We start from the raw sequence: 15,349 nt of genomic DNA, 5'->3' as shown, positions 1-15,349 counted from the left end.
GGTGCGGGGCGGCCGGGCGGCGCCGGGCAGCCCTGCGGTGCCGGTCGCCGCAGGCTTCAGGCGAAGTCGGTGGCGGGCTCGGTGGCGTAGCGGCTCATCGTGTGGAGGCCGGCCCGTGGTGTCGGCGGTCGGCCGTCCGTGGTCATGCCCTGGAGGTCTCGGAAGTACTGCACGTAGAGGTCGGGGGTGAACATGCTGAGCATCACGGCGGGTTGGTCGCTCCGGTTGGCGAAGGTGTGCGGGGCTCCGCGCGGGACCATCACGAGTGTGCCCGCGGTCGCGTCGTGCTCCCTGTCCCCGATGGTGAACCGCAGCGTGCCGGAGACCATGTAGAAACCCTCGTCGTGCCGGGCATGGCGGTGTTGCGGCGGCCCGGAGGTGTGCGGGGCGAGGATGGACTCGGTGACCCCGAGACGGTGCTCGGTGTGGCTGCCGTCCTCGAGGACTCGCATGCGCGTGGTGGCCAAGACGATCACCTCACCGTCGTCGGGGCCGACCACCGATACGCCGGGGTGGAGGGCCGGCGATTCACCGGTTGTCGCTTCATCGGGTGCGCTCTCGGATGTGCTCTTGTCGGGCATGCTCCAAGTGCACCGCCGGGGCTCGGCCGCTGTCCAAGACCGATTCCGGCACGCCGATACCGCGCGGGTATCGTTGCAGCGTGGAGCTACGTACCCTGCGCTATTTCGTGGCGGTCGCCGAGGAACTCCACTTCGGCCGGGCCGCCGCCCGGCTGCACATGAGCCAGCCGCCGCTGAGCCGGGCGATCAAGCAGTTGGAGGCGGAGGTCGGTGCCGCGCTGTTCGTCCGCTCGCCCGGCGGCGTCACGCTCACTCCGGTGGGGGCGATACTGCTCGACGAGGCGCGTGCGCTGCTCGACCAAGCCGACCTCCTCCGCGCGCGCGTGGCCGCGGCGGCCGGCCTGGCCGGCATCACCGTGGGCATCCTGGGCGACAGTACCGATCCCGGCATCACCAGGCTGGCCGCCGCCTTCCGCCGCAGCCACCCCGGCGTCGACATCCGCATCCGCGACGCGGACCTGACCGACCCGACCTGTGGGCTGCGCGCCGGGCTGGTCGACGTCGCCCTGACGCGTGCACCGTTCGACGAGACCGCCCTGACGGTGCGCGAACTGCGCGCCGATCCGGTCGGTGCGGTATTGCGCGTCGACGATCCGCTGGCCCGCCGCGACCACTTGGACCTGGCCGATCTGGCCGACCGCCGCTGGTTCCAGTTCCCGCGGGGAACCGACCCGATCTGGCAGTCGTACTGGAACGGCGGCGAGCCGCGCGAGGGCCCGGTGGTGCGCGTCGTCCAGGAATGCCTGCAGGCCGTGCTCTGGAACAGCACGGTCGGCCTGGCTCCGCTCGGACACGGCCTGCCGGAGAACCTGCTGCCCGAGAACCTGACCGTGGTTCCGCTGGCCGACATGGCACCGAGTCGAGTGGTCTCGGTGTGGAACGCCGGCGACAACAACCCGTTGATCCGCTCGTTCGTCGAAATCGCGACGACCGCGTATCGCCCCTGAACACCCGAGCACCCGAGCACCCGACGGTCCGGCCGCGCGCGGACCGGTACCCGACCGTCCGTCAGGTTTCGGTAGTCGAGATCCGTCGCAGCCGGTGCCCGGGTTACTGCGGGTGGGGGGAGGGGCGGCGTGGTCGGGTGTGGCGGGCTCCGATCTGAGGGATGAGCAGGGCCGCGAACACCACCACGGTGAAGGACCGTTCGGCCTTCCGCAGCGAAGCGCCCGGTCGGGCGACTCCACGCTCGGGCACGGTGTCCAGTCGGCCCTTCGGGTCGTAGCGGATACGCAGCGACTGGCCCTTCTTCGCGGCGGCGCGGCTCGTGGTCATGTCGGTCGGACCGCCCTCGGGGCAGTTCAGTCGGTGGTCGTTGTACGTGCGCGTCGTGGTCGTGGTGTGGCCGTTGGCGTCGGTGGAGGTGGATGTCTCGGTCCGGGCGCGCACGTCGAGGACCAGGCAGGTCGTGGAGACGCCGCGCTTGGCCAGCGCGGTGTCGCCGACCGCGTTGGACGCATGCTGGATCGTGACGAACATGGCGAAGAAGACGACGAGTCCACCGACGACGGCGCCGCCCGACGGACACGACCACACCACGGTGGTGGTGGCGAGAACCATCGCCATCGAGGCGAGCGCCAACACCACGACGCACACCGACCGCCACCACGTGGCGGGTCCGTAGGCGTTGAGGAACGCGGCGGCAACCGCGATGCCGACCGTCGCCGATGCCAACCCGACGGAGGCCAAGCCCACGAGGAATACCTGCCCGGCGTCGCCTCGCCCGTGCCTGATCATCGCACCTCCCGCGGTCGGTCTCCCTCTTGTTCAGGGTGCGGGAACGGAGCCCCGACGCGGGAGTGGAGATCCCTCGGATCACGCGACGAACGGAACGAGGACATGAACACGACGACTTCGTCGGAGGAAGCGCGAACCGCCCTGCGCCGCGTGCGTCGGTGTGCTCTGGTAGGCAGGACTCGTCCGTGAGTCGACCGATCCACGCGTGCCACCGTACCCACCGCGCTCCCGACGCCGCGAAGGAACGAACCACCACCATGACCTTGAACGGCCACCGGAAACGATTCGGCGGGCTGCCCGTCGCCGAACTGCACGAGATCCCGCGTCCCACGACCACGGAGGCGAACAGCGCGCCCTCCACGCCGCCGGACCCGCGGCCTCGGGCCGGGGACGCCGCGTGGGCACTGCGCGTCGGCAACAGCTACCGCGGCCACAGCATCACCGAATCCTTTCCCGATCTCTTCGCGCGCTTCCTGGAAACCGTGGACACCACCGAGGTCTCCGCGATCGTGATCGGTCTGTGGGGTGACCACAACGAGTCGGCCGCCGTGCCCATCGAACTGCTTGCCGCGGCTGCGGATCGGCTTCCGGCGCTGCGGCACCTGTGCCTGGGCGACATCGTGGCCGAGGAGAACGAGCTCTCCTGGATTCAGCAGAGCGACATCACGCCCCTCCTGACCGCGTTCCCGGCGCTGGAGACACTCATCGTCGCCGGCGGCGAGGATCTGCACCTGGACCCCGTCGGTCACGACGCTCTGCGTGTCCTGGAGTTCCTGTCGGCGGGGCTGCCCGCCGAGTTCGTCCGCGCGGTCGGCGCATCGCTCTTCCCGACCCTCCGAGCACTGGACATGTGGCTCGGTGTCGAGCGCTACTACGGCGACAGCACGATCGAAGACCTCGCCGGCATCCTGAACGGCGAGGGTCTGCCGATGCTGACCCGGCTGGGCCTGATGAACAGCGAGATCCAGGACGAGATCGCGGCTGCCGTCGCGGTGGCTCCCATCCTCGACCGGCTTACCGAACTCGACCTGTCCATGGGCACGTTGGGCGACGAGGGTGCCGCAGCACTGCTGGTCGGGCTGCCGGACGCCCACCTCACACACCTCAATCTGCGTCACCACTTCATCAGCGAGTCCCTGCAACAGCGTCTGCGCGACTCACTGCCCGGGGTCCGCCTCGATCTCGACGAGGAAGAGGAACCGTACGAATCGGCGGACGGCGAGACCGGACGTTACGTCGAGGTGGCCGAGTAGTACTCGCCGCTTCCCCGGCCCGCTTCCCCAGCCCCTTCCCAGCCCGATGCCCCGCGCCCCCCAGGCACGGCCCGACCTACTCAGGTGAGCAACCGGCATGAGCATCCCGGGCTGCCCGCCCTCAACCACCTCGGCCTCATGGACAGCGAGATCTCCGACGAGATCGCAACAGCCCTCGCGAGCGCCCCCATCGTCGCGCGGCTCAAGGAACTCGACCTCTCCATGGGGACGTTGAGCAACGCGGGCGCCGAGGTGCTGATGGCCGGGCAGCCGCTCACCCACCTCGACCGGCTCGACGCACGCCACCACTTCCTCGACGAGGCAACGCAATCGCGCCTGCGCAGTGCCTTGGCGGGGGTCGACGTGGACCTCTCCGACACCCGGAACGACTGGGGCGGCAAGAGATACGTCGAGGTCTCCGAATGAGGTCGTCTCGATCCGCCACACGGCATCGATCCGCAGCACAGCGCCGGTCGGCGGAGCCGGATCATGCCGATGCGGAGCGGGGAGCGGGCGAGAGCGATACCTATACGTGACAGATTCCGCGTACGCCGTCGGCACGTAACGTTTCGACCCGTAAGGAAACCCACCGCCGACACAAGGCCGAGGAGGCCCTCATGACCGCGTACGCGTTCGCGCACCTGCGCTCCGTCGACTTCAACGCCGAGATCGTCGAGTACGTGGAGAAGATCGACGCCACCCTGGACGCACATGGTGGTCGGTTCATCGTGCACAACAAGGTGCCCGAGGTGATGGACGGCTCGTTCGAGGGCGTGTTGGTCCTCATCGAGTTCCCCTCCGCCGAAGCTGCCAAGGCCTGGTACCACTCCGCCGGCTACCAGGAGATCGTCGACTTCCGCATCAACAACTCGGACGGCGGCGCGGCTATCGTCGAGGGAGTCGGACCGGGCTACCGCGCGGCGGACATGGTTGCGGGCAAGTAGCTCGCGCAGGTCGAATGTCCGGGGCATCGCACCACCCGGGTCGGCCGAACGCAGCCGTGCCGCTCCGAACTGTCCCGCACTCCAAGCGAGTTGGTTCCGAATGTGCGGCGCGCACGAAATCGCGATTGTCGCGTCGGCGGGCATTTCGGTCCGTAGGCTGGGCTGCGGGGTGGAGGGACTTCCCAGGGGAGGATCCATGAAACGCGATCGCGATCTCAAGAATCCGAGCAGCCAGGGCGTGGAGCCGATCGAGCGGGGGCCGGACGACGACACCAAGCGTGCGAAGCTCACGTATCCCGCGCCGGACACCGAACCCGTCGGGGACGCACCGGTGATCGTGCCCGAGCAGGCGCACGTGCCCGGGGCCGGGTCGGGGACCGCAGCGGCCGACACACCGGCGCACACCGACACGGCGGCTCCGGCGACCTCGCCCGCGCCGGAGACCGGACAGACGGGCGCGACGCCGGAAACCCAGCCGGCGCCGCAGCCGTACCGCTTCCAACGGGCCCCCGGCTTTCTCGCTGCCGAGAAGGCCGAGGAAGAGCGCGCGAGGCGCAAGGCCGAAGCGGAAGCCGCAGCCGCGGCCAAACCCCGTGGTCCGGGTGCCGTGGCCGAGCCGAAGGTGTCGATGGTCCCCGGTACACGGACCGGGGTCGACCAGGAATCCGATGAGGAGCAGGGGCCGGCGCAGTTCGAAGAGCTGAGCCGAACCTCGATCGCCGGCATGCCCCTCGACCGGATCACCGCCGCCATCGAGGAACGCTATGACAACCTCGGCGGACTGACCCCGGATATGGGAGCCCTGATATTTCGTCAGTCCGCGCTCGGCCTGTGCGCCAACCTGTCCTTGGCCAGGAGTGTCGGGTGTGTCGGACGGGTTCGGTCGTGGCTCGCGACACAGGCCGATCTGGTTCCCGAGTTGATCGTGATGTGTGATCAACGGGAGGCCGATCTGGCGTCGCCGGCCGAGCCGCCTCCGAGTGTGGCCGAACTGATCGGCGTATGGACGCAACTCACCGATGCGTTGATCGTGCCCAAGGGCCAGTCGCAAGACGGTTGCGAGTTCCTCGCGCACGCCGTCTGTGAATGGATCGAGAGCACGCACCCGCACTGGACCCGGTTGCACCTGAGCAAGCGGTGGGTGGTGGCGCCCGGCGGCACCATGCACCCGCCGTACAACTGGAAGCACCACGTGGCTCCGCAACTCGTCTGTACCGAGGGTACGTTCGTCATCGATCCGCTGCTCGGCCCGACGACGCCCATGGCCGCGGACGCGTGGGTCGTGGCGGCCAAGGGCAAGAGGCCGCCTGTCGACGTCTTCGAACAGACCGCCCCGTGGGAATTCCTGGGAGCGCCCGCCTCCACGACAACCGACCTCGATCCGGAGATGTTGTCCCCGATCGGCGGCACCATCCTTGCGAAGATCGCGGCCTGCCGCCGGGCTTGACGCCCACAGCACAGGGATTGGAGAACCCACCGCGTCGCCGCACCGCATCCCGCGAGATCCGGACATCAACGCCGCACGGTCGGCTTCGCGTTCGGGTGTCTTCCGTCATTCCCCGGCGCCCACGAACGCGACGACCCTGTCGTGGAGTTCGACGAGCGGGCGCTGGGGAAGACGGGCAACACCGGTACCCGACCCGCTCCCGAGGACCGCGCAACACCTCGTGGGGCGGGCGCGGGGCGGCGGCAATCCCGATCGCCCCGCCGCCCCGCGTCGCGGGCCGCGCCGACAAAAACCCCGCCGAACCGCTCGACTTCTCGCGATTCAGAAGCCTCCCCGGTGCCAGGGCCCCCAGATGGCGATGCTCATGCCCAGCTTCGACTGGATGTTGACATACAAGGTGTGCCCGTCCGGACCGAAGGTCGCGCCCGCGAACTCGGCGCCCGGGTCGCCGGTGACCGGCTCCATCCTCGACAGGTCGAAGATGCGGCCGTCCGCGGTCAGGCCGCGCAGGAAGTTGTCCCCGTCGCCGTCCTCACACAGCACGAGCGTGCCGCGCGGGCTGACGGTGACGTTGTCCGGGAGGTCGAGCCTGGTCGCGGACGGCGATTCGTACACGAGCCGAAGGCGCCGCGTGACGGTGTTGTACGCCCACACCTGGCCGCGCCCGTCGCCGAAGCCGTCCGGCGCCGCTTCGCCGGGCGCGGTCGCGCCGCCCTGCGTGGACACGAAATAGACGACGCCGCGCTGGTGGTACGCGCCTTCGAGGCGCGAGAAGAGCGCCGCGCCCTGGGCCCGACCCTGGTTGCCGACGGCCTGAATGGCCTGGTCGTTGGTGGTGCCCGGGGCGAATGTGGGGTCGGGGTCGTCGATGTCGACCCAGGTCACGTCGTACGCCGCGCCGGGACGCTGCGCCGCCGACAGGTCGATCCCGGGACGCCCGCGCACCGCGAGCATCTGGAGTCGGCCGCCGTCGCGCAACCGGTCGCCGACCCAGGGGCTGACGGGCGGCAGGTAGCGGTAGAAGCCGGACGCGAAGCCGAAATTGTCCTCGGTCAGGTACACGGCGCCGCTGATCGGGTCGTATGCCGCCGACTCGTGGGCGAACCGGCCGGCGCTGCGGATCGGCACCCGTGTCGAGACGCCGTCGGTCGGCACCTCGAACAGATAGCCGTGCTTTTGCGTGAGCTTCTTGTTGTCGGCGCCGGTGAAGTCGTTGCCGACATCGGGGCCGTTGACGGTCTCCTCGCAGGAGAGCCACGACCCCCACGGCATGGGACCGCCCGAGCAGTTCATCTGGGTGCCGTTGAGGCTGACGTACGACGTCTGCACGGTGCCGTACCGGTCCACCACCACGGTGGTGGTACCGCCGCCCGTCGCCGGGTCGTAGGCGTGCGCCGCGTCGCCGAACGCGCCCACCGGCCCGTTGACTTCGTGGTTGCGGACGAGGACGGTCGTGCCTCGGCGCCCGCGGAAGGCGGCCATGCCGTCGTGCTTGCCGGGGGTCGGGCCGCCGTCGGTGAGCGGGGACCCGGCCGGGGTGAAGGAGCGGTAGTGAAAGCCCTCGGGCAGGTGCAGCCGTACCGCGCCGTCGCGTTCGTCGGGGACCGGCCCCAGCGGACCGTATCCGCCGGAGCCGGGGCGTCCCCGGTCGGCGTTCGAGGCGGTTCCCGAGGCGGCGTGCGCGGCGCCCGCGACGAGACCCTGGAAGGGGCCGCCGACGACGGCGGTACCGGCCGCGATCACAGCGCCGCGGGCGAGGAAACGACGACGGTCCACAGGCGTACAACCTCCTTGACGGCCCGTCAGGCGGGCCGGATGCGCGACCGAACGCCGAAACGCTACTCGCGTAGAGCCGGTGTCGCCAGTGCATCGTGGATGTTTCCGTCGCGCCGCCGACCCCGTGTCGAGTCCCGGTACCACCCACGACGCCGACCGCCGCGGCCGAAGCTCGGGCGCGAGCACCTGTCGTTGCGCGGGTGTGTGTGGGGAAGTCCCTGTGGTGGCCCGGCCGTGCGGGTGCGACGTTGATCCCTCGGACGCGCGGTGCGGGGGACGGGGGAAATCATGGGAAGAGTCGGATGGGGCGTCGTGCCTTTCGCGGTGGCCGGCGTACTGCTGTTGTCGGGGTGCGCCGAGGAGGACGACAAGCGCGGCACGGGAGACGCCCCGGTGGCGAACCAGCGCGGTGACGACACTCCGGCCCAGGTGTTCAACATGCCCGACGGTTTCGGGAATCTCGCGACCAAGTGCGTCGGCCACGGGTTTCGCGCCTACGTGACCACGAACGCGAGCGGTCCCTCCAATGTGCAGATCGTCCCCGACGGCACGTGCGCGGGCTGAACGCGATGCGGTGTGCGCTGATCGTGGCGATGTGTCTGGCCCTCGGCGGCGTCGCCGGTTGTTCGCAGGGGTACTACGACGAGCGCGGCAAGGCCGACGGACCGGTGCTCGACGGTCGAGGTGAGGACGGCCCCGCGGAGGTGTTCAACTTCCCCGACGGTTTCGGGAATCTCGCGACCAAGTGCGTCGGGCCCGGCAAGCGTGCCTACGCGACGACGAAGGGGTCCGTGTCGATCGGGGAGGACGAGGTGATCATCCCCGCGAACGCGCTGATCGTCGACGATCCGACCTGTAAGGGGCGCTGAGTCGGCCCCGGACCGGGGAGGCGGCCCGCCGGGTTCGATGGCTTCCGACCGTCTCGGCCGGGTCGGCCCTCGCCACACCCGCACGAGCCGACAGCGCTGTGTCCCGGCGCCGGCGCCGCGAGCACACGGACCCGGCGCCGCGAGCACACGGACCGAACCCGTCGGCCACTCCGGCGCAGGCCCTCGCCTGGCCGCTCACCCGTCCCGCGCCGGCCTCTCCGGCACCCGGCACCGTTTCCGCCGGCCCGTCCCACGCCGCCTGTCCCGACGCCCGCCCGGCGCGGGACAGGCTCCCGAGGTATGTATCCCAACTCTCGGGGCAATCGTCATCCGTCGAGGGAAGCCCGGGCGGTGGGCACGTCGTCCCCCGGCTTTCGGCGATCTGCCGGGGCCGCGAATCCTCGTGCACGACCGGTGGGGTGGGCCGTCGGGGGAGGCCGGTCCCGATTCGTGGTGGGGAAGAGGGAGCGCCTTGTGGGCGGGCGAGACCGATGCCCTAGTCTTTGTTGTCCTGTGACAATCAATCGGTGATGGGAGCGCGGCGTGGCGGAAGACGGCGCCATCGGGGTTCGCCTGCGGGTTCTGGAGTTGTTGAAGTCGAACGAGGCCATCGTGACGGAGCGGTGGTCGGCGAAGGTGGTCGCAACCCTGCGCGGACGCGTTTCCGCAACCGAGGCGACCGGTGAGTTGCGCGACTTGTTCTCGGCTCTGGTCGCCGGACTCGAGGCCGGTGGTCGCAACGACGAGCCGGAGGACTCCGGGAGCGAGTCGTTCGGCGAACTGCGGGCCCTGCTGTCGGAGTTGTCCCGCAATCGGGCCCGGCAGGGCTTTACGCCGTCCGAGACCGCCGTCGGCGTGTTCGGGCTCAAGGACGTGGTCTTCGACCTCGTCGCGACGGACGATGCCTCGCTGCCGAACTACCAGGCGGCGCACCGGCTGGGGCGGCTGCTGGACGGGTTCGGCCTGTACACCTTCGAGACGTACTCGAGGGCGCGCGAGGAGGTCATCGCCGATCAGACCGAGCAATTGTTGGAACTGTCCACCCCGGTCGTGAAGTTGTGGGACGGCGTGGTCGCGGTGCCGTTGGTGGGCACTCTCGACTCCGCGCGTACCCAGGTGGTGATGGAGAAGCTGCTCCAGGCCCTGGTGGACACCGGTTCGGAACAGGCGATCATCGACATCACCGGTGTTCCGGCCGTCGACACCCAGGTCGCCCAACACCTGTTGAAGACCATCGTGGCCGCACGCCTGATGGGCGCGGAATGCACCATATCGGGCATCAGCCCGCAAATAGCGCAGACCATCGTCGCTCTCGGTATCGAGTTCGGGGACATCACGACCAAGGCGACCCTCGCGGACGCTTTGTCGCATGCCTTGCGCCGGAGCGGGATCGCGGTGCCCCGGCCGCATGCGGGGAGGTCGTGATGGAACGTGTGCCGATCCTGAAGATCGGTGACGTCCTGTTGGTGTCGATCCAGATCGACCTGCAGGACGAGAGCGTGCTCGCGCTCCAGGAGGACCTTTCGGAACGCATCGTGCGGACCGGGGCGCACGGAGTGGCGATCGACATCTCCGCCGTCGAGATCGTGGATTCCTTCATCGGCCGCATGTTCGCCACGATCGCGGCCGTCTCGCGCATGCTCGACGCGGAGACCGTGGTGGTGGGCATGCGACCCGCGGTCGCGATCACGCTGGTGGAACTGGGGCTGTCGATGGGCGGGGTGCACACCGCGCTCGACTTGGAGAAGGGTTTGGCGCTCCTGGCCCGTCGACGGACGGACCGGCACGGTGACCTCTCGTTCGACGTGTCCGGCGGATGACCGCGCCGATCGCGGGCCCGGCGGGCGGGGACTCGGACGTCCTGTCCCTGCCCATCCGCGGCAACGACGACGTGGTACGGGCACGTCAGGCCGTGCGGGACTTGGCGCAACGCATCGGCCTGTCCCTGGTCGACCAGACCAAACTGGTCACGGCGGCCAGTGAGATCGCCCGAAACACGCTCATCCACGGCGGCGGAGGAACAGCGCACATGCACCTCGTGGCCGAGGGCCGGCGGCGCGGGGTGCGCGTGCGCTTCGTCGACGAGGGGCCCGGGATCCCCGACCTCGACCAGGCGTTGACGGACGGCTGGACCAGTGGTGACGGTATGGGTCTGGGGCTCAGCGGTTCACGCCGCCTCGTCGACCAGTTCCGGATCGACACCGAAGTGGGGACCGGTACCGAGGTGGAGATCGTCAAGTGGTCCCGATGACGCCCGGCGTCGGCGAACCCACGAGCAACGAAGGCCCCGCGTCCTTCAGGCCCGCGTTCGCGACGGACCCGACCTGGTTCCGCCACGGCGAGCCGAGCATGCCGGGGGCGGTACGGCGAGCCGCCGTCGCGCTCGCGCTCCGAGTGGGGTTCGGAGCCGTGCGTTCCGAGGAGATCGGGATCGCCACCCAGGAGACCGCCACGAACCTGCACAGACACGCCGACGACGGCGCGCTGCTGCTCCGGTCGGTATCCGTGGGCGAGTCCGTCGCGGTCGAGTTGGTGGCCGCCGACAGCGGCCCCGGGATCTCCGACGTGGCGTGGGCGAGCCTGGACGGCAACTCCAGCCGCGGAACCCTGGGGATCGGCCTGGGCGGCATCCTGCGCCTGGCCGACGACGCCGACCTGTACTCGGTGCCCGGTCGCGGAGTCACGCTGGCGTTGCGGTTTCGGGCCGAGGGGGCGCGCGGGGTGCCGCTGGACGAGGTGAGCGGGCTGACGCGGGCGATCGCCGGCGAGACGGTGTGCGGCGACGCGTACGCGGTGCGTGTCGACGACGGGGTGACCACCGTCATGCTGTGCGACGGCCTGGGCCACGGTCCGCTGGCCGCGCGTGCCTCGGAAGTGGCGGTGAACGCCTTCGTGGCCGCTCCCGCGGGGCGACCGGACGCGCACGCCGATCGACTGCACCGTGCGATGGCCGGCACCCGAGGCGGCGCGGTCTCGATCGCCCAACTCGCACCCGGTGTCGTGCGTTTCTGCGGCATCGGCAACGTCTCCGGCACGATCCTCGGCGACTTCGGCCGCAGAGGCATGACGCCCCTGCCCGGCATCGCCGGCCAACACGCCCGCACCCGGCGGGTGTTCGAGTACGACCTGCCGGACGGCGCGATGGTCGTCCTGCACTCCGACGGCCTGACCGACCGAGGACGCGTCCCCGACGCCCCCGGCCTGACGTCGCACACCCCGCTCGTGGTGGCGGCGACGCTCCTGCGGGACGCGGGCACCCGTTCCGACGACGCCTGCGTCGTGGTGGCGCGAGCACCACGCCGGTCCGGCTGATGGTGGACGACGCACGGTACGAGTGGCAGCCGACGTTGACCACGCTCATCCGCTGTCCACTCGTCGACGCCAACGACGTCTTCGTCGTGCGCCAACTCGCGCGCGATGTCGCCGAGGCTGTCGGCCTGGGGCGACAGGATCGCGTTCGGGTGGCCACCGCCCTCAGCGAGATCGGCCGCGAACTCATCGACGCCGTCGGTCCGGCCGTTGTGGACTTCGGCGTCGAACTCGACGGCGTCGCCCCTTCGCTGGTGGTGGAGATCACCTGGGAGACGCCGAGTCCCGACAGCCCGAACGCGCCGTTGCCGACGGCGGGTGCCGCGGAACGGCTGGTGGAACGCGTCGAACGCCTCGACGGTCGCATCGTCGTACGCAAGCGCCTGGGCGACTTCCGCCCCGGTGACGTGGAGAGGGCACGGGCTGCGGTCGCCGCCGCGAGTCCGCGCGGGGCGCTGGAGGAACTGCGCTCGCAGAACCAGGAATTGGTGAGCGCGCTGGACGACCTCCAGGCCCGCCAGGAGGACCTGCTGCGCCTCAACGGCGAACTGGAGGAGACCAACCAGGGCGTGCTCGCGCTGTACGCGGAACTGTCCCAGGAACTCGCGGAGACCAATACCGGCGTGGTCGCGCTGTACGCCGAACTGGAGGACAAGACCCGCCAGTTGCGCGAGATCGCGGAGACCCGCACCCGGTTCTGGGCCAACGTCAGCCACGAGCTGCGCACCCCGGTCAACTCCGTGATCGGCCTCGCCCGACTGCTCCTGGATCCGGCCGGCGACCCGCTCACCGAGGAACAACACCGTCAGACGCGGCTGATCGCCTCGTCCGGTGCCACGTTGTTGACCCTGGTGAACGAACTGCTCGACATCGCCAAGGCCGAGTCGGGTCGCATGGAGCCCTCACTGGCCCCGGTGGACCTGGTCGAACTGCTCACCCACGTGCACGGCGTGATGCGCCCGATGGCGGCGCCGGGTGTGACGTTCCGCGTCGACGCCGACGGCCGACCGCCCGCCGTGGTCACCGACGAGGTCATCCTCACACGTGTCCTGCGCAATCTGCTGTCCAACGCCCTGAAGTTCACCCCGCGCGGCGAGGTCGTGCTCATCGCCGAGCACGACGCGCTTGCGAACCGATTGGTGTTGACCGTCCGCGACACCGGCATCGGCATCACCGCCGAGCACGCCTCGCGAGTCTTCGAGGAGTTCTACCAGATTCCCGGGCCCTTGCAGGCGCGGGCCGCCGGCACCGGCCTCGGCCTGCCGTACGCCCGCAGTCTCACCCGCCTGCTCGGCGGCACCCTGACCCTGGAGAGCACTCCGCAGGTCGGAACCACCGCCGTGATCCGTCTTCCGCTGCACGGCACCACCGCCCCGACCCGAGCCGAACATGCCCTCCTGATCGACGACGACCCCGCCTTCCGGGAGTTGTTCCGCGGCTTGACCCAGGGACTTGTCGCCCGACTGACCGAGGCGGCCGACGGAACCCGCGGACTCGCGCTGGCCGCCGAGGACCCGCCCGACGTGATCTTCCTCGACCTCCACATGCCCGACCCGGACGGATTCGAGGTCCTGCGGCGACTGGCGACGCACGACACGCTGTCGCGGGTACCGGTCGTCGTGGTGACCTCCCTCGACCGGTCGGTACTGCCGGCACAGGCCGCCGTCGCGAACATCCTGTCCAAGAGTGACCTGACCGCCGAACGAATCGCCGACACCCTCACCGCGCCGCGGGCCGATGACGGAGACGGAGACGGAGACGGCACGTGACCCGAGCCCTCGAACCAGGCGCCGCGACGGAGCACGACCCCATGCTCGACGACGGCCCCGCCACCGTCCTGGTCGTCGACGACACCGAGACCAAGCGTTACATCATCGGCAGTTGGCTACGGCGCGCCGGACACCGTGTCCTCGAAGCCGAGACGGGTGCCCAGGCGCTGGATGTGGCCTTCGGTGCGGCCGACCACGGCGATCCCGTGGATGTGGCCATCGTCGATGTGCGGCTGCCGGACACGAGCGGTTTCGAGGTGTGCGAACGCCTGAAGTCCGACGTCCGCACAGCCTCCATGCCGGTCGTGCACGTCTCCGCCTCCGCGATCACTGTCAGCGACCGCGCCCAGGGCCTGTATCGAGGTGCGGACGCCTACCTCATCGACCCGATCGAACCCGAAGTACTGCTGGCCACCCTCCAGGCCGCGCTGCGCTACTCGCGTGCCCGACGCCGTGCCGAACACCGGGTCTCCGTCCTGTCCGAGCTCGCCCGCGCGACCATGCTCGTCAACGCCGCCGGCACCCTGGAGGAACTCGGCAACGCCATCGCGACGGGAGCCTCCCTGATCAGCCGAGCGCCGGCGGCCTCCTACATAGACGGGCCGGGCGACAGCGCCCGGCGCACCGTGATCGGCGAGTACGGCGTCGAGCCGAAGCAGGCAAACGTTCCCCCCGCCCTGTTCGACGCCCTGTCACGCTTCACGGACCTCGGTGAGGCAACGGGTTCGACATCGGTGGAGATCACTGCCGAGGAGTGGTTGCGCACACTCCCGGACAGCCTCGCCTCGGGCCCGGTCCACCTGTCGATGTGCCGAACGAAGACCGCCCGCCCACCGACCGCCCTCGCCGTCCCGGCGGACGCCGCCCGACACCCCGAGGAGAGGCGGGCGCTGCGCGAACTCGCCCGCACCGGAGCCCTCGCCGTCGAGGCGTTTCGCTCCTACGCCCGGGAACACGCGCTGGCCCTGGACCTGCAACGTTCCTTCCTGCCGTCCGTGCTCCCCGTATCCGACCTCGTGGACATCGCGGTGCGCTATCGTCCCGCGTCCGACGAAGCCGAGATCGGCGGCGATTTCTACGAAGCCGTCGCCATCGAGGACCGCCTGCTCGTGGCCATCGGCGACGTCGCGGGCCACTCCCTGCACGCGGCGACCATCATGGGCGAACTACGCCACGGCCTGCGCGCCTACGCGAGCGACGGACACGAGCCCGACGCGATCCTGGAACGCCTCAACACCATGTTGACGCGCTACCACCGCTACGAGACCGCGACGGTGTGCGTCCTGATGTTCGACCCCCGCACGGGCGTGATCGACCTCGCCAACGCCGGCCACCTGCCACCCCTGGTACTGACCGAGGACGGTCACGCGCACTACCTCGTGGCCGGCGGCCCCCTGCTCGGCCTCGAGCTGCCCAGACCCGGAACCACCCGGTTCGAACTGCCCGAGAAGGCGACCCTGCTCCTGTACACGGACGGACTCGTCGAGGAGCGCGGCAGCGACCTCGACGAAGGCATGGAGCGGCTGCGGGCCGAGACCGTTCGGGAGACCACACCCCGAACCGACCTGGCAGCCCTCGCCGACCACCTCCTGTCCGCGCTTCAAGGCGACGAACGCGACGACATCGCCCTCCTGTTGCTGCGCAGGACCGGCTAGCCGCCCCGG

Annotated in this window: 16 protein-coding genes; 13 read left to right on the top strand and 3 right to left on the bottom strand. The window is 70.1% G+C overall.

Going from position 1 to position 15,349, the window contains the following annotated elements; genetic code table 11:
- Positions 1 to 56: 56 nt before the first annotated feature.
- Entirely contained in the window at positions 57 to 581 is a 525-nt protein-coding gene (locus tag ACIRL2_RS18705; RefSeq protein ID WP_402233376.1) for a cupin domain-containing protein, read from the bottom strand.
- Between the two features lie 95 nt (positions 582 to 676).
- On the opposite strand from ACIRL2_RS18705, the gene ACIRL2_RS18700 reads away from it, so the two are divergent.
- The gene (locus tag ACIRL2_RS18700; RefSeq protein ID WP_402233776.1) at positions 677 to 1,528 is read left to right on the top strand and encodes a LysR family transcriptional regulator; all 852 of its coding nucleotides are present in this window, start codon (positions 677 to 679) and stop codon (positions 1,526 to 1,528) included.
- Between the two features lie 103 nt (positions 1,529 to 1,631).
- Here ACIRL2_RS18700 and ACIRL2_RS18695 read toward each other — a convergent pair whose 3' ends face one another.
- Positions 1,632 to 2,318: a hypothetical protein gene (locus ACIRL2_RS18695; protein ID WP_402233373.1), complete on the bottom strand. Its 687-nt coding sequence runs from the start codon at positions 2,316 to 2,318 to the stop codon at positions 1,632 to 1,634.
- Positions 2,319 to 2,575: 257 nt separating this feature from the next.
- On the opposite strand from ACIRL2_RS18695, the gene ACIRL2_RS18690 reads away from it, so the two are divergent.
- The 4 genes from ACIRL2_RS18690 (at position 2,576) to ACIRL2_RS18675 (ending at position 5,962) form a co-directional block, all read left to right on the top strand.
- Positions 2,576 to 3,571, top strand: a complete 996-nt coding sequence (locus tag ACIRL2_RS18690; protein ID WP_402233370.1) for an STM4015 family protein — start codon at positions 2,576 to 2,578, stop codon at positions 3,569 to 3,571.
- A gap of 84 nt (positions 3,572 to 3,655) precedes the next feature.
- Positions 3,656 to 3,997: a hypothetical protein gene (locus ACIRL2_RS18685; protein WP_402233367.1), complete on the top strand. Its 342-nt coding sequence runs from the start codon at positions 3,656 to 3,658 to the stop codon at positions 3,995 to 3,997.
- Between the two features lie 191 nt (positions 3,998 to 4,188).
- Positions 4,189 to 4,515: a DUF1330 domain-containing protein gene (locus ACIRL2_RS18680; protein WP_395860170.1), complete on the top strand. Its 327-nt coding sequence runs from the start codon at positions 4,189 to 4,191 to the stop codon at positions 4,513 to 4,515.
- A gap of 196 nt (positions 4,516 to 4,711) precedes the next feature.
- Positions 4,712 to 5,962: a protein-glutamine glutaminase family protein gene (locus tag ACIRL2_RS18675; RefSeq protein ID WP_402233364.1), complete on the top strand. Its 1,251-nt coding sequence runs from the start codon at positions 4,712 to 4,714 to the stop codon at positions 5,960 to 5,962.
- A 321-nt stretch (positions 5,963 to 6,283) separates the two neighbouring features.
- On the opposite strand, the gene ACIRL2_RS18670 is transcribed toward ACIRL2_RS18675, so the two are convergent.
- Positions 6,284 to 7,738: a PhoX family protein gene (locus tag ACIRL2_RS18670; protein WP_395860166.1), complete on the bottom strand. Its 1,455-nt coding sequence runs from the start codon at positions 7,736 to 7,738 to the stop codon at positions 6,284 to 6,286.
- 288 nt (positions 7,739 to 8,026) lie between these two features.
- On the opposite strand from ACIRL2_RS18670, the gene ACIRL2_RS18665 reads away from it, so the two are divergent.
- From ACIRL2_RS18665 to ACIRL2_RS18630, 8 genes are all read left to right on the top strand, one after another.
- Complete coding sequence (locus ACIRL2_RS18665; RefSeq protein ID WP_395860164.1) at positions 8,027 to 8,302, top strand: hypothetical protein; 276 nt, start codon at positions 8,027 to 8,029, stop codon at positions 8,300 to 8,302.
- The gene (locus tag ACIRL2_RS18660; protein ID WP_395860162.1) at positions 8,290 to 8,607 is read left to right on the top strand and encodes a hypothetical protein; all 318 of its coding nucleotides are present in this window, start codon (positions 8,290 to 8,292) and stop codon (positions 8,605 to 8,607) included. Before ACIRL2_RS18665 ends, ACIRL2_RS18660 begins: the two co-directional genes overlap by 13 nt.
- Positions 8,608 to 9,150: 543 nt before the next feature.
- Positions 9,151 to 10,032 (top strand): STAS domain-containing protein, encoded by an 882-nt coding sequence (locus tag ACIRL2_RS18655; protein WP_395860160.1) that lies wholly within the window; start codon positions 9,151 to 9,153, stop codon positions 10,030 to 10,032.
- Complete coding sequence (locus ACIRL2_RS18650; protein ID WP_395860158.1) at positions 10,029 to 10,427, top strand: STAS domain-containing protein; 399 nt, start codon at positions 10,029 to 10,031, stop codon at positions 10,425 to 10,427. Before ACIRL2_RS18655 ends, ACIRL2_RS18650 begins: the two co-directional genes overlap by 4 nt.
- Positions 10,424 to 10,858: an anti-sigma regulatory factor gene (locus ACIRL2_RS18645; protein WP_395860156.1), complete on the top strand. Its 435-nt coding sequence runs from the start codon at positions 10,424 to 10,426 to the stop codon at positions 10,856 to 10,858. The genes ACIRL2_RS18650 and ACIRL2_RS18645 overlap by 4 nt, the downstream gene beginning before the upstream one ends.
- The gene (locus ACIRL2_RS18640; protein WP_395860154.1) at positions 10,855 to 11,919 is read left to right on the top strand and encodes an ATP-binding protein; all 1,065 of its coding nucleotides are present in this window, start codon (positions 10,855 to 10,857) and stop codon (positions 11,917 to 11,919) included. The genes ACIRL2_RS18645 and ACIRL2_RS18640 overlap by 4 nt, the downstream gene beginning before the upstream one ends.
- Positions 11,919 to 13,685 (top strand): ATP-binding protein, encoded by a 1,767-nt coding sequence (locus tag ACIRL2_RS18635; protein WP_402233357.1) that lies wholly within the window; start codon positions 11,919 to 11,921, stop codon positions 13,683 to 13,685. The genes ACIRL2_RS18640 and ACIRL2_RS18635 overlap by 1 nt, the downstream gene beginning before the upstream one ends.
- Positions 13,682 to 15,340: a SpoIIE family protein phosphatase gene (locus tag ACIRL2_RS18630; protein WP_402233355.1), complete on the top strand. Its 1,659-nt coding sequence runs from the start codon at positions 13,682 to 13,684 to the stop codon at positions 15,338 to 15,340. Before ACIRL2_RS18635 ends, ACIRL2_RS18630 begins: the two co-directional genes overlap by 4 nt.
- Positions 15,341 to 15,349 lie beyond the last annotated feature (9 nt).

The sequence above is a fragment of the Embleya sp. NPDC127516 genome, from assembly GCF_044765325.1.
In the GTDB taxonomy this organism is placed as follows: domain Bacteria; phylum Actinomycetota; class Actinomycetes; order Streptomycetales; family Streptomycetaceae; genus Embleya.
The sequence above is the reverse complement of the archived record's forward strand: the minus strand, read 5'-3'. Positions and strand labels throughout refer to the sequence as shown.

Coding starts and splice junctions, on each gene's coding strand:
- ACIRL2_RS18690 (WP_402233370.1), top strand. CDS start 2,576: ATGACCTTGAACGGCCACCGGAAACGATTCGGCGGGCTGCCCGTCGCC.
- ACIRL2_RS18640 (WP_395860154.1), top strand. CDS start 10,855: ATGACGCCCGGCGTCGGCGAACCCACGAGCAACGAAGGCCCCGCGTCC.
- ACIRL2_RS18675 (WP_402233364.1), top strand. CDS start 4,712: ATGAAACGCGATCGCGATCTCAAGAATCCGAGCAGCCAGGGCGTGGAG.
- ACIRL2_RS18680 (WP_395860170.1), top strand. CDS start 4,189: ATGACCGCGTACGCGTTCGCGCACCTGCGCTCCGTCGACTTCAACGCC.
- ACIRL2_RS18705 (WP_402233376.1), bottom strand. CDS start 581: ATGCCCGACAAGAGCACATCCGAGAGCGCACCCGATGAAGCGACAACC.
- ACIRL2_RS18695 (WP_402233373.1), bottom strand. CDS start 2,318: ATGATCAGGCACGGGCGAGGCGACGCCGGGCAGGTATTCCTCGTGGGC.
- ACIRL2_RS18665 (WP_395860164.1), top strand. CDS start 8,027: ATGGGAAGAGTCGGATGGGGCGTCGTGCCTTTCGCGGTGGCCGGCGTA.
- ACIRL2_RS18645 (WP_395860156.1), top strand. CDS start 10,424: ATGACCGCGCCGATCGCGGGCCCGGCGGGCGGGGACTCGGACGTCCTG.
- ACIRL2_RS18635 (WP_402233357.1), top strand. CDS start 11,919: ATGGTGGACGACGCACGGTACGAGTGGCAGCCGACGTTGACCACGCTC.